Origin of the sequence: Streptomyces hygroscopicus subsp. hygroscopicus (assembly GCF_001553455.1) — a bacterium.
GTDB classification, from domain to species: Bacteria; Actinomycetota; Actinomycetes; order Streptomycetales; family Streptomycetaceae; genus Streptomyces; species Streptomyces hygroscopicus.
Genome location: NZ_BBOX01000274.1, coordinates 1 through 20,006, shown reverse-complemented (window position 1 = coordinate 20,006; position 20,006 = coordinate 1). Strand labels below are relative to the sequence as shown.

Sequence of the window (20,006 nt, the reverse complement as noted above, 5' to 3'; positions counted from 1 at the left end):
CCCCTCCGTATGCGGGCCGCCACCCACCGTACCGGTGTGTATCGGACACCGGGATATCCGCCGGTCCGGAGCCGCCCGGCTTCACGACCGCGCGGTGGCAAATGGTAGGAAGGGTGAGTGATCGGATTTTTCGGTCGGTCGAGGCTCACTCCCCACATCCCCTCCCGGACCCGCTTCCGCCTCCTGTCCGGCGTGCGCAGCATCGCCGGGCAGGTTTTCGCCGTCCAGGTGCTGCTGGTGGGTCTGCTCATCGCCGCGGCGACGACGGCGCTGGTCCTCCAGGCCCGGAGCGACAGCAAGCAGGAGGCCGTCAACCGCTCGACCGCCGTCGCCCGGACCGTCGCCACCTCACCGGATGTGGTGGCCGCGATGGGCGCGAAGGACCCGACCGCCGGGCTGCAACCGCGGGCCGAGCAGGTCCGGCAGCAGGCCCATCTGGACTTCGTGGTCATCGCGGACACCAAGGGGATCCGCTACACCCACCCCAGGCCGGAGTACATCGGCAAGCGGCTGGTCGCCGACTTCCGGCCGGTGGTGAAGGGCAAGGTCGTCACCGAGTCCGTCCAGGGGCCCCTGGGCCGGGAGGTCCAGGCCACCGTCCCGGTCGTCGGTGACGACGGCACCGTGGTCGGCGTGGTCTGCGCCGGGGTGACCGCCGCGGACGTGGCCGGCCGGGTCGAGGGCCGGCTGCCGCTCGTCCTCGGCTCCGCGGCCGGCGCGCTCGCGCTCGCCACCGGCGGGACGGCGCTGGTCGGCGGGCGGCTGCGGCGGCAGACCCGAGGGCTCGGACCCGCCCAGATGACCCGCATGTACGAGCACCACGACGCCGTCCTCCACTCCGTCCGGGAGGGTGTGCTCATCGTCGACGGCCACGGCCGTCTCGTCCTCGCCAACGACGAGGCCGTCCGGCTGCTCGATCTGCCCCCGGACGCCGAGGGCCGTCCCGTCACCGGGCTCGGCCTCGAGCCGCGCATCGCCGGTCTGCTCGCCTCGGGGCGGTGCGTCACCGACGAGGTGCATCTGGCCGGGGACCGGCTGCTCGCCGTCAACCAGCGCCCCACCCGGGGGGACGGCGGGGTGTCCGGCAGCGTCGCCACGCTCCGCGACTCCACCGAACTGCGGGCGCTGTCCGGCAAGGCCGAGGTCGCGGAGCGGCGGCTGCGGCTGCTCTACGAGGCCGGTGCGCAGATCGGCACCACCCTCGATGTCGTCCGGACCGCCGAGGAGCTGGCCCGGTTCGCCGTCCCGCGGTTCGCCGACTTCGCCACCGTGGACCTGATGGACCCGGTGCTGCGCGGCGACGAGCCCGGGGACGGCGCCATGCGGCGCACCGCCACCCGCGGCATCCGGGCCGGCCATCCGCTGTGGCGCGTCGGCAAGATGATCACCTACACCGGTGAGGCGCCCCAGACGCGGGGCTTCGGCGCCGGACGGCCGGTGCTCGAGGCGGATCTGCGGGCCTATGGGGGATGGCAGGAGCAGGACCCCGAACAGGCGGCGAAGATCGTCGGATACGGCATCCACTCGATGCTCACCGTTCCGCTGCGGGCCCGGGACGTCACCCTGGGCCTGGCCACCTTCTGGCGCTCCGAGCAGTCCGAACCGTTCGACGAGGACGACGTGGCGCTCACCGAGGAGCTGGCCGCCCGCGCCGCGGTCGCCATCGACAACGCCCGCCGCTACACCCGCGAACACGCCATGGCCGTCACCCTCCAGCGCAGTCTGCTGCCCCAGGGCCTGCCCGAACAGGACGCCCTGGACGTGGCCCACCGCTATCAGCCCGCCCGGTCCGGGGTCGGCGGCGACTGGTTCGACGTCATCCCCCTGCCCGGCGCCCGGGTCGCCCTCGTCGTCGGCGATGTCGTCGGCCACGGACTGCACGCCGCCGCCACCATGGGCCGGCTGCGCACCGCCGTGCACAACTTCTCCGCCCTCGACCTGCCGCCCGGCGAACTCCTCGCCCATCTCGACGAGCTGGTCAGCCGGTTCGACCAGGACCAGGCCGCCGCGGGCGGCGATGCCCCGGGGATCGGCGGCGCCACCTGCCTGTACGCCGTCTACGACCCGGCCACCGGCCGCTGCGCGGTGGCGGGCGCCGGCCATCCGGGCCCGGCGGTGGTCCTCCCCGACGGCACGGTCACCTTCCCCGACGTCCCGCTCGCCCCGCCGCTGGGGCTGGGCGGCGAACTCATCGAGAGCGCCGAGCTGGAACTGCCCGAGGGCAGCCGGCTGGCCCTGTTCACCGACGGGCTGCTCCGCGACCGCGGCCGGGACGCCGACGAGGGGCTCGGCGTCCTGCGCGCCACTCTCGCCGGACTCCCCGAGGGCACCGTGGAGGACACCTGCCAGGCCGTCTTCCAGGCGATGTCGTCCCCCCACCCCGGCGACGACATCGCCCTCCTCGTCGCCCGCACCCGCCGGCTGGACCCCGGGCACGTCGCCGAATGGGAGCTGCCCGGCGACCCCGCCGCGGTCGCCCGCGTCCGCAACGAGGCCGCCCGGCAACTCACCGCATGGGGACTGGAGGAGTTCGCCTTCACCACCGAACTCATCCTCAGCGAGCTGATGACCAACGCCATCCGCTACGGAAGCGCCCCCCGCCGCGTCCGGTTGCTGCGCGCCCGCACCCTCGTCTGCGAGGTGGCCGACGGCTCCAGCACCTCGCCCCATCTGCGCCGCGCCGCCACCACCGACGAGGGCGGGCGGGGGCTCTTCCTCGTCGCCCAGTACGCCCAGCGCTGGGGAACCCGCTATACCCCCAACGGTAAGATCATCTGGGCCGAACAGCCCCTGACCGGCCCGGTGGCCCCACTGGGCGGCATCGAGGGCGACGACCTCCTCGACCAGTGGGACGACCTTCCCGGCTGACCCGCCGCCGGATCGGCGCGGGAGGGGGCGGACGACACCTCATGGCGTAAACCGCCGCTGACCAGGGGTTGTTGGGTCCGGCGGCGGTTCGGGCGATGGAGGAAAGCGGCATGCGCAAGAGGCTGCGGGAGCGGCTGCGGTACTGGTTCGACGGCACGATGGACCGTGGCACCCCGGCGCTGATCGGCTGGCTGGGGCTGGCCTCACTGGCGTTGATCACCCTGGTCTCCGGTGTGGTGGTCGCCTTCGCCCACAAGGACACCGAGGACAACGGCGGCTGGCTGGGCATCGTCTGGATGAGCCTGCTGCGCACCCTCGACCCGGGGACGATGGGCGGGGACACCGGCCGGCCGCTGTTCCTGATCCTGATGCTCACGGTGACCATCGGCGGGATCTTCATCGTCAGCGCGCTGATCGGTGTGATGACCACCGGTCTGGAGGCCCGGATCCAGCAGCTGCGCAAGGGGACCTCACGGCTGATCGAGCACGGGCACACCATAGTGCTGGGCTGGTCCGAGCAGGTCTTCACGGTGATAGCGGAGCTGGTGGAGGCCAATCAGAGCGAGCGGCGCTCCTGTGTGGTGATCCTCGCCGACCGGGACAAGGTCGACATGGAGGACGAGATCCGGCGCCGCATCCCGGACACCGGGAAGACCCGGGTGATCTGCCGCTCCGGCAATCCGCTCCAGCGCGGCGACCTGGAGCTGGTGAGCCCGGACAGCGCCAAGGCCATCATGGTGCTCTCCCCGGTCGGGGACGACAGCGACATCGACGTCATCAAGGTGCTGTTGCTGCTGAACAGCCGCACGTGGTCCGGGACGCGCCCCAACGTGGTGGCCGCCGTGCAGAGTTCGGCGAACCTGGCGGCCGCCCGGCTGGCCGCGGGGGACACCGCGCTGGTGATCGACGCCGATGACATCGCGGTCGGGCTGATCGTGCAGTCCCACCGGCAGTCCGGTCTGTCCACCGTCTTCAACGAACTGCTCAGCTTCGTCGGCAATGAGATCTACCCCTGGCACGAGCCCGCACTGGCCGGCTCGACCTACGGCGAGTCGCTGAACGCCTTCGAACTCGGCGTGCCCATCGGGGTCCACCGCGCGGACGGCGAGGTGCTGGTCAACCCCGGCATGGACACCGTGCTCGGCCCCGAGGACCGGCTGCTGATGCTGGCGGAGGACGATCTGCTCATCACGCGGGCGGCCACCCGACCCCCGATCGTCCGCTCGGCCGTCGCGACCGCCGAGATCCGGTCCCCGGTACCGGACCGGACGCTGCTGATCGGCTGGAACTCCCGCGCGGAGAAGATCATCGAGCAGCTGGACCTCCTGGTGAAGCCCGGCTCGGTGGTGGACATCGCGGCCCCGCGCCCGCCCCGGGAGGAGGCCAACCGGGAGCTGCGGAACCTCACGGTCGGCTTCAAGCACTGCGAACCCACCCGCCGCCCCTCACTGGAGGCGCTGGGCCTGGACGGCTACCGCCACATCGTGGTGCTGACGGACGACGGGATCGACCCCGGGCGGGCCGACGACCGCACCCTGGTCACCCTGCTCCACCTGCGCGACATAGAGATCCAGCTCGGCGATCCGTACTCGATCGTCACCGAGATGCACGACGACGCCAACCGCGAGGTCGCCCAGGTCACCAAGGCCGACGACTTCATCGTCAGCACCAAGGTGATCAGCCTGCTGCTCACCCAGCTCACCGAGAACCGCCATCTGCACGCGGTGTTCGCCGATCTCTTCGACCCGCAGGGGTCCGAGATCTACCTCAAGCCGGCGGCCGGCTATCTGACCCCGGGCGCGGAGGCGAACTTCGCCACCGTCATCGAGGCCGCCCGGCAGCGCGGCGAGACGGCGATCGGCTACCGGCTGGCCCGGCACAGCGACGAGCCCCCGCTCTACGGCGTCCACCTCAACCCGTCCAAGACCGCGCCGCTGACCCTGGAGGAGGGCGACACGGTCGTGGTCCTCGCCGAGGACTGAACGAACGCCGGTCAGCCGGGGGCGCGGTGGGGCACCCCTCGCCCGGCGTGGACGATCCGCTGCCCGTCGCGCCGGTGCGCGCCGGTCCCGCCACCGGCGGGCAGCGGGTGCGGGCTTGGCTCGTCGCCGGGAGCGTGACGGATGCCCGGCCCGGTGCCCGACGGCACCGGCGTGCCGGGCGCCGGACCCCGCCCCGGCCGTCAGCGGACGGTCAGCCCGCCGCCCACGTTCATGATGGTGCCGGTGGTCCAGCCGGCCTGCGGGGAGGCGAGGAAGGCCGCCGCGGCGGCCACCTCCCGGGGTTCGCCGGGCCGGCCCGGGGGAGCGGCGTCCGGAGAGTGGCCGCCGGCCGCGCCGCGCTCCTCGGCGTCCATCGGGAGGCGGTCCCGTTCACAGGCCGGGGCGCGTACGGCGCCCGGGGCGATGCCGTTGACCCGGACGCCGGAGGGGCCCAGTTCGCCGGCGAGCGCCCTGGTCATGGCGTTGATGGCGCCGCGGGTGGCCGAGTAGGCCGCGGACGGGCGGTCGGCGGACCCGGTGTGGGCCCGGTAGCTGCTGATGTTGATGATGCTGCCGCGGCCCTCGACGAGCGCGGGCAGCAGCGCCTGGGCGAGCAGGAAGGGCACCCGGACATTGAGGTGGAGCATGGCGTCGAAGGAGTCGGCCGAGGTCTGGGCGAGCGGGCTGAAGTGTGCCGTACCCGCGTTGTTGACCAGGGTGTCCACCCGCTCGGTGAGCGTGAGCACCTGACGCGCGGCGGTGGTCGCGGCACCGGGGTCGGCCAGGTCGACGGAGAGGGTGTGTACGGTGGTGCCGCGTCCGGCCAGGGTGTGCCGGGCCCGGTCGAGCGTGTCCCGGTCGCGGGCGAGCAGCACCAGATCGGCGCCTTCCTGGGCGAAGGCGTCGGCGATGGCGTAGCCGAGGCCCTCGTCGCCCCCGGTGATCACCGCGGTGGTGCCGGCGAGTTGGCTCACGGCGGGGGCTCCCTTCGGCGGATCGGTCCGGTTGTGGCCGCCCTAAACGGACAGATCTTGTCCGATTGGGTCTTCAGCGTATGTTTCCAGACAGAATCTGTCCACTTCGGTGGCCGCGGCCCGGCCGACCGCAGGCGCCCGGCGCGACGGCCTCCCGCGACGACCGGTTCCGATCGCCCGAACCTGCCGCACACTGGGGTGTCATGGAGCTGCAGATCACCGCCACCTCGCCCGAGCACCCGGCGTCCCTGCTCGATCTGCCGTGGACCGTTCCGCTGGCGGAGTGGCCGGACGAGCACCTGGTCGCGCTGCCCCGGGGCATCTCCCGCCACGTCGTCCGCTTCGCCCGGGCCGGCGGGGAGATCGTGGCGGTCAAGGAGGTCGGCGAGTGGGCGGCCGTGCGGGAGTACGGGCTGCTGCGCGATCTGGACCGGCTCGCGGTCCCCGCGGTGGACGCGCTCGCGGTGGTGACCGGACGCACCGACGACCACGGCGAGCCGCTGGAGCCGGCGCTGATCACCCGCCATCTGGTGGGGTCGCAGCCCTACCGGTCGATGTTCGAGACCACCATGCGGCCGGGCACCATCAGACGGCTGCTCGACGCGCTCGCCGTGCTGCTGGTGCGGCTGCACCTGGCCGGGTTCGCCTGGGGCGACTGCTCGCTGTCCAACACCCTCTTCCGGCGGGACGCGGGCGCGTACGCCGCCTATCTGGTGGACGCCGAGACCGGGCAGCTCCAGCCGAAGCTCACCAGCGGACAGCGGGAGTACGACATCGAGGTGGCGCGGGTGAACATCGCGGGCGAACTGCTGGACCTGGAGGCGAGCGGCTCCCTGCACCCCTCGGTCGACCCGGTGCTCTTCGGCGAGGCCATCGTCGAGCGCTACTGCGAGCTGTGGCACGAGCTGACCCGGCAGTCGGTCTATCCGCTCGCCCAGCGCCACGCCATCGACCAGCGCGTCCGGCGCCTGAACGACCTCGGGTTCGACGTGGCGGAGATGCAGATCGAGCGCTCACCCGACGGCGACACCGTCACCTTCGTGCCCAAGGTCGTCGACGCGGGCCACCACCAGCGGCAGTTGCTGCGGCTGACCGGGCTGGACGCGGAGGAGAACCAGGCCCGCAGCCTCCTGAACGACCTGGAGACCTGGATGGCCACCCAGGACGACTACGCGCCCGGCGATCCGCTCGGGGCGCGCCCGGAGGTGCTTGCCCACCGCTGGGTCCGCGATGTCTTCCGGCCCACCGTACGGGCCGTGCCGAAGGAGCTGCGCGGGGCCACCGACACCGCGCAGATCTATTACGAACTGCTCGAACACCGCTGGCTGTTGAGCGAGCGGGCCGGCCATGACGTGGGCCTGGAGACCACCGTCGAGGACTACATACGGACCGTACTGGCGAACCGTCCCCCCGGATGACCGCCCACGACCCCCGACCGGGCCGGGCCGGTCACCGCGGCAACCGGGTCACGGGGCGGGCACCCCGCGACCCGGGCCGGGTGCGGGCTCAGGACGCCCGCGAGGTCAGCACCTGCCGGATCGACGCGATGACGCGCGGAGCCTGGTCGTTGAGGTAGAAGTGGCCGCCGGAGTAGACCTGGAGGTCGAAGCCACCGGTGGTGTGCTCGCCCCACGCGCGGGCCTCCTCGACGGTCGCCTTGGGGTCGTTGTCCCCCACATGCGCGTGGATCGGCGTCGCCAGCTGCGGGCCGGGGGTGTACCGATAGGTCTCGGCCGCCTTGTAGTCGCTGCGGATCGCGGGCAGCACCATCCGGAGGATCTCGTCGTCCCCGAGGAGCTGGCTGTCGGTGCCGCTGAGCGACTTCACCTCGGCGATCAGCCCGTCGTCGTCCCGGAGGTGGACGGTCTCGTCGCGGTGGCAGGAGGGGGCGCGCCGCCCCGAGGCGAACAGCGCCACCGGAACCACACCCTTCTGCTCCAGGCGCAGCGCGACCTCGAAGGCGAGGGTGGCGCCCATGCTGTGGCCGAAAAGGGCCAGTGGCTTGTCCGTCCACGGCAGCAGCTCGGGCACCAGGGCGTCGGCCAGCTCGCCGATGGTGTCGATGCACTTCTCGTTGCGCCGGTCCTGGCGCCCCGGGTACTGCACGGCGAGCACGTCGACGGTGGGCGAGAGCGCCTTGGAGACGGGGAAGTAGTAGGAGGCGGACCCGCCGGCGTGGGGCAGGCAGACGAGTCGCGTCGCCGCCGTCGGCGCGGGGTGGAACTGCCTGATCCACAGGCTTGTGCCGGTGGGGTTTGCGGTCACCTGATGTCCTTTCGTGCCGCTGGTGCTGCGGCGGCTGTCGTGGGCTGTCGCGCGTGCCTCGGGTCGCGCGGAGACCAGTAGACCACCCTGCCGCTCGCGTTCGACCTGCGACAACCCCTATTTCGGACGGGACTCCCCTAGTATTTCCGCTCCCGCCGGGTACGGGCGGGAGCGGCGGCCCCGGCCCCGTTCGGCGACCCGCAGTGCCAGAGCCGCCAGTTCCCCGGGGGCGCCGGCCTGACCGCGGATCCCCGGGAAGGCGTTGATGTCCACGATCAGCGGCGCGCCCTCCCCCGCGTCGATCAGATCCACGCCGTAGACGTCCAGCGAGAACACCGGGCCGACCCGGAGCACCGGTTCCAGCCAGCCGGGCGGCAGCGCCTCCGCGGCGAGCGGCAGGGCCGGACCACGGCCGCCGGCCGCCAGCTCCGACCGGCGCAGCGCGGCGAACACCCGGCCCGCGATCACCCAGAGCTTGTGGTCCCAGCCGTCGTTCGGGACGAAGTCCTGCACCACCACGGGTTCATCGGCCCAGTCGGCGCTCAGGGCGCGCAGCTGCGCGGCGTCGTCGACCCGGGCCACCAGGTCATGACGCCGGCTGTGGCGGCTCTTGACCACGACCGGGCGGCGGAGCCGCTCGGCCGCCAGCGCGGCGCAGGACCGAAGGGTCCGGGTGCGGGCGAACGGCAGACCGGCGCTGAGCGCCAGCCCGGCCATCGCCGTCCGGTCCTGGCACCGCGCGGTCGCCGCGGCCGAGTTCACCACCGGGGCGCCGGCCCGCTCCAGGGACCGGGCGAGCGCCAGCGCCCGCGGGGTGCGGGCCTTCAGCAGATAGACGTCGGCGAGTTCGCCGGGCGGGACCGGGTCCGGCGCGTCGGCTCCGTGGCCGCCCGGGTCCAGCGCCACCACCTCGTGGCGCGGGGTCAGCAGATCCGTGGTGTCGGCGAGGAGCTGATGGCCCGGATCGGCGGTGATCAGCCCGATCCTCATCGGCCTCCGCTCACCGCCGCGGTCATCCGGCCCGTGGCCGTGGCCGGGACCGGCTCGCGGACCAGCTCCGGGGACGGCTGCGGGACCGGCTCGGAGGTCGGCTCCGGGGACGGCTCGGAGGCCGGCTCCAGGGACGGTCCCGATTCGGTGCGGCCACCGACGACCGCGCCCTGGGACCGGGCGCCGCCCCCGCGCGCCAACTCCAGTACCGCGCGCCCCACCCGGGCCGCCGCGTCCGGCACCTCCTTGAAGCTGGGGAAGTCGTTCACATCCACGATCACCGGACCGTCCGGGCCCAGCAGCACGTCCACCCCGTACAGATCCAGCCCGTAGACCACGCCGACCTCGGCGGCGATGGCCGCCACCTCGGCGGACAGCGGCACCCGCTGGCCCCGTGCGCCCCGGTCGGGGACGAGCGGCGAGACCCGCTCGGTCGCGTACAACTCCCCGCCCACGCAGTACACCTTGAGGTCGACGCCCGAATTCGGCACGTAGGGCTGGGCGATGAGCATGCCCTCCGCGGCCAGTTCGGCCCGCAGCGCCCTCAGCCGGCCCGGCGTCGGCACCAGCCGCACCGCCCGCCCGGAGCTGCCGTCCGAGGGCTTGACCACCAGCGGGAACTCCGTCTCCGGTATCTTCTCCAGCGCCTCCGGCCGGGCCGCCGCGTAGGTGGTCGGCATCGGCAGTCCGCGGCTGCGCCCGATGGCGGCCGCCAGGGCCTTGTCCCGTACGCCGCGGATGGAGCGGGCGTCGTTGACGGTGGTGAGCCCGACCGCCGCCGCGGCCTCCAGCAGGGTCAGCCCGGGGCCGCCGGACACCGTCTTGAGCACCCAGGCGTCATGGCTGCCCGCCCGCACCGCGTCGGAGATCCGGATCAGGGAATCGCCCGGCCGGACCACGTCCACCTGGTGGCCCCAGGCGGAGAGCTGACGGATCACCTCACGGGGCATGCCGTCATGGCGATAGCGCTCCTCCACCAGAAAGCAGAGTCTCATCGGTCTTCTTCCTCGTCACCGGACAGGTTCCCGGGCCGCTGCCGAGAGTGTCCGGCGCGCCATGGTCTTCCAGGATGTCATCCGCCGTTTCCCTTCGATCCGTTGGGCCGACCCCGGGCTCTCCCGGGGCAACCGGAGGCGTCGCGCCCTGTTTGCCGGATGCGGTTTCCTCTACTGTGCTGAACATGACGCTGACGCGCGGGGAACGCGGATTCCCGGCGCCGCCGCGGCGGAACCCGCCGGCCGGGGCCCAGTCCCTCGCCGACGCCCTCGGCGCCACCCGGGCCGCGGTCCGGGCCCACCTCTCCCGCCTGGTCACGAAGCGCGCCGTCCCGGGGCGCGGCCACATCCCGCGCCAGGGGCACGCGGTGGTGGTCATCGGCGGGGCCAATGTCGACATCAAGGTGCGCAGCCTCGCCCCCGTCGCGCTGCGCACCAGCAATCCGGGGCGGTCCCACACCAGTCCCGGCGGCGTCGCCCGCAATGTCGCGGAGAACCTCGCACGGCTGGGCACCCCCACCCATCTCATCGCCGCCGTGGGTCAGGACGCCGCGGGCGAGCGGCTGCTGACCGAGACCCGGGCGGCCGGGGTGCGTGTCGACCATGTGCGCCGCGGCCCGCATCCCACCGGCACCTACACGGCGGTGCTGGACGCCGACGGCGATCTGCTCGTGGCCGTCGCCGACATGGCGGCCACCGACGCGCTGAGCCCCGAGCACCTGCGTCCCGCGCGGGAACTCATCGGCCACGCCGGAATGCTGGTGCTGGACGGGAACCTCTCCCCGCGGATGCTCTCGTACGTCCTGGACATCGCCGCCACCACCCGGGTCCAGACCCTGATCGACCCGGTCAGCGCTCCCAAGGCGGCGCTGCTCGCCCCGCTGTTCACCGCCCGGCGGCCGGTCTTCGCCCTCACCCCGAACGCGGCCGAGCTGGGCGCGCTCACCGGACGGGACCTCGACCCGGCCGCCGGCCGCGACGACCGGGAGCTGATCCGCGCCGTGGCCGTCCTCCACGAGCGCGGGGTCCGGCACGTGTGGGTGCGGCTCGGTGCGCGCGGCTCCCTGCTGAGCACGGAGGGCGAGGACCGGGTGCCGCTCGACGCGCCGCCGGCCGAGGTCCACGACGCCACCGGGGCGGGCGACGCCATGCTCGGCGCGTTCGCGCACGCCCTGCTCACCGGGGCCGACCCGGTCGGCGCGGCCCGCTACGGCCACGCCGCCGCCGCGCTGACCGTGGCCACCTCCGCCACCGTACGACCGGACCTGACCCCGCGTCTGATCGAGGACGCGCTGAACGCCCCGCAGCGGAGGAGCCCATGGCAACGCCCCACCCCCGGCTGACCCTCACCGAGGAGGTCGCGCAGGCCCTGCGCGACGGCCGTCCCGTGGTCGCGCTGGAGTCCACGATCATCAGCCACGGCATGCCGTATCCGCAGAACGTCGAGATGGCCACCGGGGTCGAGGAGATCATCCGCGCCGAGGGGGCGGTCCCCGCCACCATCGCCGTCCTGCACGGCACCCCGCGCGCCGGACTCGACCGGGCCGATCTGGAACTGCTCGCCACCAGCCCCGAGGTCGGCAAGGCCAGCCTCCGCGACCTCGCCCACGTCATGGCGCGCGGCGGCCACGGCGCGACCACCGTGGCGTCCACGATGCGGCTCGCCGCACTCGCCGGGATCAGGGTCTTCGTCACCGGTGGCATCGGCGGGGTGCACCGGGGAGCCGAGCGCAGTTTCGACATCAGCGCGGATCTCACCGAACTCGCCACCACCCCGGTCGCCGTCGTCAGCGCCGGGGTCAAGTCCGTCCTCGACATCGGACTGACCCTGGAGAGGCTGGAGACCCTGGGCGTTCCGGTGATCACCTACGGCACCGACGACTTCCCCGCCTTCTACTCGCGGGTGAGCGGCTTCCGCTCCCCGCTGCGCGCCGACTCACCCGAGGAGATCGCCGCCGTCATGCGCGCCCAGTGGGGGCTGGGCATGACGGCGGGGCTGAGCATCGCCAATCCGGTCCCCGAGGCCGAGGAGATCCCCGCCGAACGGATCGACGGCATCATCGAGCGGGCCCTCGCCGAGATGGCGGAGGCGGGGATCGGCGGCAAGGAGGCGACCCCCTATCTGCTGCGCCGGATCACCGAGTTGACGGCGGGGGAGAGCCTGCGCACCAACATCGCCCTGGTCAGGAACAACGCACGCCTCGGGGCGCGGATCGCGGTCCACTACGCCGCCGGGGCGGACGGCGGAGCGTAACGGGCCCACCGCGCGGCACACCGTGAGCACATCCGGGTCCGCCACCTGGGCATGCACCCGCGGCCCCGGTCGGATAATCGTTTGCCGCCGCGGTCGCCCGGTGCTGGGGTGGGCGCATGAATCCTGACATGGTGCGTGAGCTGTACGACCGCGAGATGAGATGGGACGCGCGGGCCGACGGGCCCGGCGTCCGGGTCGAGCGGGTGGGCGCGGTGGTGCGGCAGACCGGAGGCCGCGAGGACTGGAACGCCGTCCTGTGGTCGGATCTGGACGAGGCCACCGCCGATGCGGTGATCGCCGAGCAGATCCGGCACTTCGCGGACGCGGGCGGCGCCTTCGAGTGGAAGCTGTACGCGCACGACCGCCCCCGCGACCTCGGCGCACGGCTCCGGGCCGCCGGATTCGTCCCCGAGCCCGAGGAGACGCTGATGGCCGCCGACGTGGCGGACGTACCCACCGCCGTCGAACCGCCCCGGGGCATCCGGCTGCTCCCGGTGACCGACGCGGCCGGTGTGGACCGGATGGCGGACGTCCATGAGCGCGCGTTCGGCGACGACGGCACCGCCCTGCGGCACCTGCTCCTCGCCCGGCTCGCCGAGCAGCCGGACACGGTTGTCGCGGTGGTGGCCATGGACGGTGACCGGCCGGTCAGCGCGGCGCGGATGGAGCTGTCGCCGGGGGCGAGCTTCGCCGGGCTCTGGGGCGGGGGCACCGTGCCGGAGTGGCGCGGGCGGGGTGTCTACCGCGCCCTGGTCGCCTTCCGGGCCCGTGTCGCGGCCGACCGCGGCTACCGCTATCTGCAGGTCGACGCGTCCGACCAGAGCCGTCCGATCCTGCGCCGGCTCGGCTTCGTGCCGCTGACCACGACCACGCCGTATCTGTACCGGGCCTGACGGCCGCCGGGGCCGGGAGCGTTGTCGGTGGGGTGTTCTACGGTCGGGCCATGACCACCTCCGACGACGTTCGTTCCATCGCCCTGTCGCTGCCGCAGACCACGGAGAAGATCGCCTGGTCGATGCCCACCTTCCGGGTCGCCGGGAAGATGTTCGCCACCCTGCCCGAGGACGAGACCTCGATGGCCGTCAGATGTCCCAAGGAGGAGCGGGAGGAGCTGGTGCTGGCGGAGCCGGAGAAGTTCTGGGTCGCCGGGCACGAGGCGGGTTCGGCCTGGGTGCGGGTGCGGCTCGCCGCGCTGGAGGACCTCGATGAGTTGCGGGACATCCTGCTGGACTCCTGGCGGCAGGCCGCACCGGCCTCACTCCTCGAATGAGTACGGGGCTCACAGCTCGAGTGAGGACGGCCCGCACAGCTCGAGTGAGGACGGGTCTCGCTCCTCGAGTGAGGACGGGGCTCACTGCTCGAGTGAGGACGCCAGGCGGCCGGGGACGCCCTCGAAATGCGGTGATATCCGCGTTCGAGAAGATAACCGACACGGGTGAAAGTATGGACTTTTACCGGTAATCGGAGTGCCGTCTTCCGCTGTGCGGGGTTCCCTGGAGGGGAGTCAGCGAGGGAGGCCGCATGGCGTACGGCCGCAGGACGAACCGCCCCGCGGTGGGCGGCGGCCCGTGCGCGGCCGCCGTCCTGCTGCTGGCGGTCACCCTGCTGCACGCCGTGCTGGCCCTCGGGGCCGTCCGCCCGTCGCCGTCCGCCGCACCGGACCCGTGTGCGGCCGGGGGCCTGAACCGGGCCCCGGCCCCGGCCACTTCCGGTGACACCGGCGCTCCCGCCTCGGCCCGGACCCCCGCCGGGTCCGCCCCCGCGAGCGCTCCCGCCCCCGTGGTCCTTCTTCGCGGGGTGCCGGAGGCCGAGGACGAGCGCTCCACCGCGTCGGCGTCGGCCGTGTTCTCCGCCCGCGACGGTGCCGGGCATCCGGCGCGGCACGCCGGGCGGATGGTCCACGGCGTCTCGTTCGGCGCCCACCGATCCCTCTCGACCTCCCTCGGCCCCCTCGCGCTCGTCGCGGCCCGCGGCCGTTCCGTCGGCCCCGCGACGGGCGTCGGCGCCTTCGGCGCCGGGGACGACGTCCCGGCCGGCCTGCTCTCCGCACGGTCCGTCGTACTGCGCTGCTGACCGGGCCCGGGGCCGTCCGTCGTTCCGCTCCCGCGTTCGGCGCGCGGATTCCGGACGCGGTCCGCCCTGCCCGCTCAGCCGCCTGACGACCGAGACCGCAGGAGTATCCGCATGCCCACCGATGTCTATGCCGCCATGCGCGCGATGATGCGCGCGGAAGCCGCCCGGCGCCCGGTCACCCCGCGGGCCCGCACCGCCGATCCCTCGCCGCCCTCGCCGCCCGCGGCGGCTCCGGCCGCTCCCGTCCCGGCTCCGGCCGCTCCCGCCCCGGTGGACGCCACCGTCCGGGACACCTTCGCCGTCCGGACCGTGCCGGACCGGCCCGCCGCCCCGCGCCCCGTCCGCCGGGCCCGCCCGGTCGCCCGGTGCCTGGCGCGCTGCCGTGCCCTGCTGCGCGCGGTACGCGACGCCGTGTCGTCCTGCTGCACCGGGCGCACCTCACGACAGGGCCGCTGACACGGGGCCGCCGACACCGGGCCGCTGGCGCGAGACCGCTGGCACGGGGCCGCTGACCGGCCGCGGAGGGACAGGAGCCGGGGGTACGGGTGCCGGCCGGTCACACCGGTCCGTCGGGCCGTCCGCCCTCCGGTGCGTCCCCGCTCGACAGCAAACGCTCGCGCTGCGCCACGGCCCAGGCGTAGCCGGGACGCAGCTCCACCGCACGTTCCAGATCCGCCAGCGCCTCCGCGCGTCTGCCCAGGGCCTCGTTGGCCAGCGCCCGGCTGCCCAGGGCCCAGGCGTAACCGGGGTCCAGGGCCAGCGCCCGGTCGTACAGCGCGATGGCCTCCTCGTAGCGGCCCGCGAAGCGGTGGACCTCACCGCGTTCGCCCAGCATGCCCGGGGCGTCCGGTGCCGGCTCCGCCGCCCGGTCCAGGTCCGCCAGCGCGCCCGCCGTGTCCCCCAGGGCGCCGCGCACCCGGGCCCGCCGGATCAGCGCCCATGTGTAGTCGCCGTTTCGCTCGATGGCCCGGTCCAGGTCCGCCAGGGCCTCCTGTACCCGGCCGAGCGCCATCTTGGTCTGGCCGCGGCTGCCCAGGGCCACATGGTCCGCCGGATCGGCCTCGACCACCGCGTCGAGCAGGGCCAGCGCCTCCTGGTAGCGGCCCGCCCGGCGGCAGGTCTCCCCGCGCTCCCGCTGGACCCAGATCGAACCCGGCTCGAGCGCCTCCACGCGGTCCAGCGCGTCCATCGCGGCGGCGAAGTTCCCGGTCAGCCGGTGGATCGCGGCACATCCGAAGTGGGCCTGTACGTTCCCCGGTTCGAGCTCGATCGCCCGGTGGAAGTCCTCCAGCGCCCCGTCCAGCTCCTCGACCGACCGGCGGTGCCAGCCCCGTACGACCAGTGCCGCGGCCCGGCCGGCGGTGTCCAGCTCCGCCCGCGCGAGCAGCAGCCCCATCACCTCGATACCGCGCCGCCGTTCGTCCGCCAGCGCCTCCACCAGGCGCCGCCCCCAGGCGTGCACCACCTCCGAACCGGCGTCCTCGCCCGCCTCGGTCAGGGTGGCCGCCCACCGCCGGGCCACCGCCGGTCCCGCGCCGCAGGCGTCGATCCCGTCCCGCAGCGCCCCGGGCAGCGCCGCCGACGGCCGTGCGCACAGCAGGTGGTACCACTCCTCCAGGCGCGGTCCGCTCCAGGCGTCCAGCCTCCACCTGTCGCGTGGGCTGAGCTCTCCGGCGGCCGCCTCCCGCCACCGGGCGAAGGTCTCCGCCAGCCGGGTGTGCGCCGCGCTCCACCGCCGCGGTGAGGTGGTGCGCTGCAGCCGCAGCATCGGGGCGCGGACCACCTCGTGGTAACGGGCCGACCCGGTGCGGTCCGCCACGAACGGCAGCGACCGGAGCCAGCCGTACAGCCCGGCCCCGGCCTCCTCCTCCACCGCCGCCCGGAAGACGTCCTCGTTCAGCCGCCGGGGCAGGGCGCCCGCCAGGGCGGCGGAGCGGCGCACCGGATCGCGCTCCCACCTCAGGAACCGTTCCACGGCGGTGGCGCTCGGGTCGTCCAGGTCCCCGGCGGCCCCCGGGTTCGCCGCGAGGGTGGACACCAGGACCGGCAGCCGGCCGGAGATCCGCAGCACCTCCCGTACCACCGGCTCATCGGTGATCCCCTTGGCGGTGAGCAGTTGCCGGGCCTCCGCGTCGGTGAACGGCTCCAGCGGCAGCTCGGCGACCACGTCGGCCAGATCCCCCCAGCGGCCGGGGTCCAGCCGGGTCTGCCCGGCCAGCACCAGCACGGTGTTGGCGGGGAGCGTGCCGAGGCGTTCGCTGGTCAGCAGGGTGTGCAGCCAGGGATCGAGCAGCGGGGCGAGGCGCTCGTAGGTGTCGAAGAACAGCACCAGCCACGGCACCGCGGCGGCCGTCTTCGACAACTCCCCGACCAGCAGCGGGGTCAGCGTCCGCACCGGGTCCAGCACCAGCTGGACGTCCTTGTGGTCGCGGAACCGCGAGCTGAGCGCCGCCCGCAGCCGGTCGGCGCTCTCGGCCAGCGGCACCGGGTCGACCGCGCCGGCCAGCGCCCCCACGCCCGGCACCAGGCCGAGGCCGGTCAGACCCGCCCGCGCGGCGGCCATACCGCCGGTGCTGGGCCCCTGCTGCCCGGCCCGGTCCGGTATCGACTCCGCCTCGTGGCGGCGCTGCCGGTAGGTGGCCAGCCGGCGGTCGAAGGCGGTGAACGGGCGCCCCTGGCGGTCGAATTGGGCGCTGATCGCGGCCATCGCCTCCGGGACGGAGTTCACCGTCTCGTCGACGCGGGCGGTGAGCGCGCCGTACTCCTGGCGGGCGGTCTGTTCCAGCCGGCGGATCAGCCAGGTCTTGCCCACCCCCGCGTGGCCGCGCACATGGAAGACGAATCGGTGCCGCCCGTCCTCCGGCGGCAGCCCGAAGTTCTCCCGGAACGCGTCCAGTTCCCGGCGCCGGCCCACGAATCCGGCCGCTCCGCGCCGCTGGATCAGCTCCTGCATCGACGGCCGTTCCCGCCCCATCGTCCCCTCCTGACGGTCCGGGGCCCAGTCTGCCAGGACGGTGGGCGCACCGGCTTGTTGCGTACGATGCGCAGGTGCCGACCTACCGCATCAGAACCGCGACCCCCGACGACCTCGACGCCGCCCGCAGCGTGATGCTCGACACCGTCTACCGCGACTTCGGAACCGGGTACGTGCCGCGCTGGCACGCCGACATCGTCGACCCCGCCGCCGCGTACCTGGACGGTCCGCGCCACACCCTGCTGGTGGGGGTGGACGAGGCCGACGGCGCGGTCGTGGCGACTGCCGCGCTCGACTCGCGGGGCCCGGCCCATCCGCCCAACCCCCGGTGGCTGGCCGCCCGGTACCCGTCGGGGGAGACCGCCCAGCTGCGCCGGGTCTATGTGCGTCCCGGGCACCGGCGCAACGGGCTGGCCCGGCGGATGGTGGGCGCGTTGCTGGACTTCGCCGCGGCGGACGGCGGCTATTCCGCGGTCTATCTGCACACCGATCCGGCGGTGCCGGGCGCCGAGGCGTTCTGGCGGTCCCTGGGGAAGGTGGTCTGCGATGAGCGGGAGGCGCCCGGCGGCGGTCAGAGCGTCGTCCACTTCGAGGTCCCCATGCCCCTCGGGGGTGCGGTGAGTTGATGGAAATGACAATCATGTAGCGTTCCGTTCCGCCGTTTCCGCGCCGCCCCTGGAGAACCACGCCCATGCACCCTGTCCGCCGCCGGTGGGCCGCCGCACTGCTGCTCCTCCCGCTGCTCTCCGGATGTTTCGCGGCCCGGGACGGTTCGCCGTACGACACCGGGGCCGCAGTGGGCGGCGGACGCCTCCGGGTCGCGATGGCCTTCCCGCCGGCCGAGCGCTTCTCCCCGTACGGCGCCGACGCCACCCTGCTCAGCCGGCTCGGCGTCACCGAGGGGCTGACCCGGCTGGACGGCAACGGCGGCGCGGTGCCCGCACTCGCCGAGTCCTGGACCCGGGAGAGCGCCCGCGGCTGGGTGTTCACCCTGCGCGAGGCGCGGTTCCAGGACGGCACCGAGGTCACCCCGGCGGCGGTGGCGAGCGCCCTCACCCACGCCGCCCACGCCGACCCCGCACCCGCCGCGCTCACCGGGGTCACCCTCACCGCCGAGGCGGCGGGGAAGAGGCGGGTCCGGATCACCACCGGCGCCACCGACTCCGCGCTGCCGCTGCGGCTGGCCGGCCCGAGCCTGGCCATCCTGTCGCCCAAGGCGTACCGCGCCAAGGACGGTACGGGCCGGGCGCGGGGCGGCACGGCGGACCGGGAAGCGGCGGTCGACCCGGCCGGCACCGCCACCGGTCCCTTCACCCTGGCCCGGACGACCGGCACCACCCGCGCCACCCTCCGCCGCTTCGACGGCTACTGGGGCGGTCTGGCCCACGCCTCCGGCCTCGACGTCCGCTTCATCGCCGACGGCACCGCCCGCACCAACGCGCTGCGCAGCGGCGAGGTGGACATCGCCGAGGCCGTCCCGGTCTCCCAGACGGCCACCCTGGACGCGGCCACCCTCCGCGAGGTGCCCACCGCCCGTACCACCGCCCTCTTCCTCAACACCCGTTCCGGGCCCTTCGCCGACCCCGCCGTCCGCGCCGCGGCCCGCCGGGCCATCGACCCCTCCGCCCTCGCCGAGGACGTGTACGAGGGCCATGCCGACACCGGCCGCGGCCTGTTCGGCCCGGCCCTCACCTGGGCCGCGGGCGCGCCTGCCCGGCCCTCCGGCCGCCCCGCCGCCACCGGGATCCGGCACACCACGCTCACCCTCGCCACCTACGACAACCGGCCCGAGCTGCCCGAGGTCGCCCAGGTGCTGCAACAGCAGCTGCGCCAGGCCGGGTTCGGCGTGAAGCTCGAGGTGCGGGAGTACTCCCGGCTCGAAGCCGACGCCCTGGCCGGGACGTTCGACGCGGTGGTGGCCGCCCGCAACACCATGCTCGACACCGGCGACCCGGTCTCCTACCTCGCCGACGACTTCACCTGCGACGGCGGCTACAACCTGGCCCGGGTGTGCGACAAGGCCGTGGACCGCGCGGTCGCCGAGGCCGGCTCGCGCGCCGACAGCGCCGCGCGCCATCGCGCCGCCCTGGCCGCGCAGACCGCCGTCCTGCGCACGGACGCGGTGGTTCCGCTGGTCCACCAGCGGATCATCCACGGCGTCCGCGGCGCGGTGCGGGGTGTGGTCCTCGACCCGTACGAGCGCACGTTCGTCGGCACCGGTACCCGGCGTTGAACGGCGCACGGACCGGGGCGCGGTCCACCGGGCTGACCGCGCTGTGGCGGACGGCGCTCGCGGGGGCGCTGCTGTGCGCCATCGGGCTGCTGCCCTGGCTGTCCCGCACCGACCCCGCCCGCACCGTCCTCGAGGCGCGCGAGGCCGAGCGCGACCCCAGCCCCGAACTCCTGGCGTCCCTGCGCTCCGAACTCGGGCTCGACGCCGGGCCGTTGCGGCTGCTCGGCCGCTGGCTCGCCGGACTGCCCCACGGCGACGCGGGCCGGTCCTGGATCTCCGGGACGGCCGTGACCCCCTCGGTCGCCGACGCGCTCGGCGTCTCGCTGCTGCTCATGGGCGGGGCGCTGGTGGTCGCGGCGGTCACCGCCGGCGCGGTGTGCGGGCGCACGCTGTGGCGC

General features: G+C 74.3%; 16 protein-coding genes and 1 pseudogene. 12 read left to right on the top strand and 5 right to left on the bottom strand.

Annotation, left to right across the window (positions count from 1 at the left end):
* The first annotated feature begins 192 nt into the window (after positions 1-192).
* Positions 193-2,868, top strand: a complete 2,676-nt coding sequence (locus AXW62_RS26285) for a SpoIIE family protein phosphatase (protein ID WP_370682935.1) — start codon at positions 193-195, stop codon at positions 2,866-2,868.
* Between the two features lie 110 nt (positions 2,869-2,978).
* Positions 2,979-4,850, top strand: coding sequence for a CASTOR/POLLUX-related putative ion channel (locus tag AXW62_RS26280; RefSeq protein WP_060946694.1), 1,872 nt, complete (start codon positions 2,979-2,981; stop codon positions 4,848-4,850).
* Between the two features lie 200 nt (positions 4,851-5,050).
* Here AXW62_RS26280 and AXW62_RS26275 read toward each other — a convergent pair whose 3' ends face one another.
* Positions 5,051-5,824 carry an SDR family NAD(P)-dependent oxidoreductase gene (locus tag AXW62_RS26275; protein ID WP_060946693.1) on the bottom strand — a complete coding sequence of 258 codons (774 nt, stop codon included), beginning with the start codon at positions 5,822-5,824 and terminating at the stop codon, positions 5,051-5,053.
* 203 nt (positions 5,825-6,027) lie between these two features.
* On the opposite strand from AXW62_RS26275, the gene AXW62_RS26270 reads away from it, so the two are divergent.
* Positions 6,028-7,242 (top strand): DUF4032 domain-containing protein, encoded by a 1,215-nt coding sequence (locus AXW62_RS26270; protein WP_060946692.1) that lies wholly within the window; start codon positions 6,028-6,030, stop codon positions 7,240-7,242.
* An 88-nt stretch (positions 7,243-7,330) separates the two neighbouring features.
* On the opposite strand, the gene AXW62_RS26265 is transcribed toward AXW62_RS26270, so the two are convergent.
* From AXW62_RS26265 to AXW62_RS26255, 3 genes are all read right to left on the bottom strand, one after another.
* Complete coding sequence (locus AXW62_RS26265; protein ID WP_060946691.1) at positions 7,331-8,089, bottom strand: thioesterase II family protein; 759 nt, start codon at positions 8,087-8,089, stop codon at positions 7,331-7,333.
* 117 nt (positions 8,090-8,206) lie between these two features.
* A complete protein-coding gene (locus AXW62_RS26260) occupies positions 8,207-9,079 on the bottom strand; it encodes an ATP-grasp domain-containing protein (RefSeq protein WP_060946690.1) in 873 nt (290 codons plus the stop codon).
* Positions 9,076-10,074: an ATP-grasp domain-containing protein gene (locus AXW62_RS26255; RefSeq protein ID WP_079115799.1), complete on the bottom strand. Its 999-nt coding sequence runs from the start codon at positions 10,072-10,074 to the stop codon at positions 9,076-9,078. Before AXW62_RS26255 ends, AXW62_RS26260 begins: the two co-directional genes overlap by 4 nt.
* A 185-nt stretch (positions 10,075-10,259) precedes the next feature.
* Between AXW62_RS26255 and AXW62_RS26250 the strand changes: the two genes are divergently transcribed.
* From AXW62_RS26250 to AXW62_RS26225, 6 genes are all read left to right on the top strand, one after another.
* On the top strand, positions 10,260-11,417 hold the full coding sequence (locus AXW62_RS26250; RefSeq protein ID WP_060946696.1) for a carbohydrate kinase family protein: 1,158 nt from the start codon (positions 10,260-10,262) through the stop codon (positions 11,415-11,417).
* Positions 11,393-12,328: a pseudouridine-5'-phosphate glycosidase gene (locus AXW62_RS26245; protein ID WP_060946689.1), complete on the top strand. Its 936-nt coding sequence runs from the start codon at positions 11,393-11,395 to the stop codon at positions 12,326-12,328. Before AXW62_RS26250 ends, AXW62_RS26245 begins: the two co-directional genes overlap by 25 nt.
* Before the next feature lie 116 nt (positions 12,329-12,444).
* The gene (locus tag AXW62_RS26240; RefSeq protein ID WP_060946688.1) at positions 12,445-13,221 is read left to right on the top strand and encodes a GNAT family N-acetyltransferase; all 777 of its coding nucleotides are present in this window, start codon (positions 12,445-12,447) and stop codon (positions 13,219-13,221) included.
* A 50-nt stretch (positions 13,222-13,271) separates the two neighbouring features.
* Positions 13,272-13,598 carry an MmcQ/YjbR family DNA-binding protein gene (locus tag AXW62_RS26235; RefSeq protein WP_030839056.1) on the top strand — a complete coding sequence of 109 codons (327 nt, stop codon included), beginning with the start codon at positions 13,272-13,274 and terminating at the stop codon, positions 13,596-13,598.
* A 251-nt stretch (positions 13,599-13,849) separates the two neighbouring features.
* Positions 13,850-14,401, top strand: coding sequence for a hypothetical protein (locus tag AXW62_RS45200; RefSeq protein WP_060946687.1), 552 nt, complete (start codon positions 13,850-13,852; stop codon positions 14,399-14,401).
* 111 nt (positions 14,402-14,512) lie between these two features.
* A complete protein-coding gene (locus AXW62_RS26225; RefSeq protein WP_060946686.1) occupies positions 14,513-14,857 on the top strand; it encodes a hypothetical protein in 345 nt (114 codons plus the stop codon).
* 100 nt (positions 14,858-14,957) lie between these two features.
* Here the strand turns inward: AXW62_RS26225 and AXW62_RS26220 are convergent, their stop codons facing one another.
* The gene (locus AXW62_RS26220; protein ID WP_060946685.1) at positions 14,958-17,375 is read right to left on the bottom strand and encodes a tetratricopeptide repeat protein; all 2,418 of its coding nucleotides are present in this window, start codon (positions 17,373-17,375) and stop codon (positions 14,958-14,960) included.
* A gap of 134 nt (positions 17,376-17,509) precedes the next feature.
* Here AXW62_RS26220 and AXW62_RS26215 point away from each other — a divergent pair, with 134 nt between their 5' ends.
* The 3 genes and pseudogenes from AXW62_RS26215 to AXW62_RS26205 form a co-directional block, all read left to right on the top strand.
* Positions 17,510-18,001 (top strand): GNAT family N-acetyltransferase, encoded by a 492-nt coding sequence (locus AXW62_RS26215; RefSeq protein WP_060946695.1) that lies wholly within the window; start codon positions 17,510-17,512, stop codon positions 17,999-18,001.
* 65 nt (positions 18,002-18,066) lie between these two features.
* Positions 18,067-19,608 carry an ABC transporter substrate-binding protein gene (locus AXW62_RS26210; protein WP_060946684.1) on the top strand — a complete coding sequence of 514 codons (1,542 nt, stop codon included), beginning with the start codon at positions 18,067-18,069 and terminating at the stop codon, positions 19,606-19,608.
* Positions 19,605-20,006, top strand: a pseudogene (locus AXW62_RS26205) (ABC transporter permease subunit); the annotation flags it as partial. The gene AXW62_RS26210 and the pseudogene AXW62_RS26205, both read left to right, overlap by 4 nt.

What these genes read in the sequence shown, in the direction of transcription:
- AXW62_RS26210 (WP_060946684.1), top strand. Translation starts at nt 18,067, where the DNA reads ATGCACCCTGTCCGCCGCCGGTGGGCCGCCGCACTGCTGCTCCTCCCG.
- AXW62_RS26225 (WP_060946686.1), top strand. Translation starts at nt 14,513, where the DNA reads ATGCCCACCGATGTCTATGCCGCCATGCGCGCGATGATGCGCGCGGAA.
- AXW62_RS26240 (WP_060946688.1), top strand. Translation starts at nt 12,445, where the DNA reads ATGAATCCTGACATGGTGCGTGAGCTGTACGACCGCGAGATGAGATGG.
- AXW62_RS26215 (WP_060946695.1), top strand. Translation starts at nt 17,510, where the DNA reads ATGCTCGACACCGTCTACCGCGACTTCGGAACCGGGTACGTGCCGCGC.
- AXW62_RS26260 (WP_060946690.1), bottom strand. Translation starts at nt 9,079, where the DNA reads ATGAGGATCGGGCTGATCACCGCCGATCCGGGCCATCAGCTCCTCGCC.
- AXW62_RS26245 (WP_060946689.1), top strand. Translation starts at nt 11,393, where the DNA reads ATGGCAACGCCCCACCCCCGGCTGACCCTCACCGAGGAGGTCGCGCAG.
- AXW62_RS26255 (WP_079115799.1), bottom strand. Translation starts at nt 10,074, where the DNA reads ATGAGACTCTGCTTTCTGGTGGAGGAGCGCTATCGCCATGACGGCATG.
- AXW62_RS26250 (WP_060946696.1), top strand. Translation starts at nt 10,260, where the DNA reads ATGACGCTGACGCGCGGGGAACGCGGATTCCCGGCGCCGCCGCGGCGG.
- AXW62_RS26220 (WP_060946685.1), bottom strand. Translation starts at nt 17,375, where the DNA reads ATGGGGCGGGAACGGCCGTCGATGCAGGAGCTGATCCAGCGGCGCGGA.
- AXW62_RS26235 (WP_030839056.1), top strand. Translation starts at nt 13,272, where the DNA reads ATGACCACCTCCGACGACGTTCGTTCCATCGCCCTGTCGCTGCCGCAG.
- AXW62_RS26280 (WP_060946694.1), top strand. Translation starts at nt 2,979, where the DNA reads ATGCGCAAGAGGCTGCGGGAGCGGCTGCGGTACTGGTTCGACGGCACG.
- AXW62_RS45200 (WP_060946687.1), top strand. Translation starts at nt 13,850, where the DNA reads ATGGCGTACGGCCGCAGGACGAACCGCCCCGCGGTGGGCGGCGGCCCG.
- AXW62_RS26270 (WP_060946692.1), top strand. Translation starts at nt 6,028, where the DNA reads ATGGAGCTGCAGATCACCGCCACCTCGCCCGAGCACCCGGCGTCCCTG.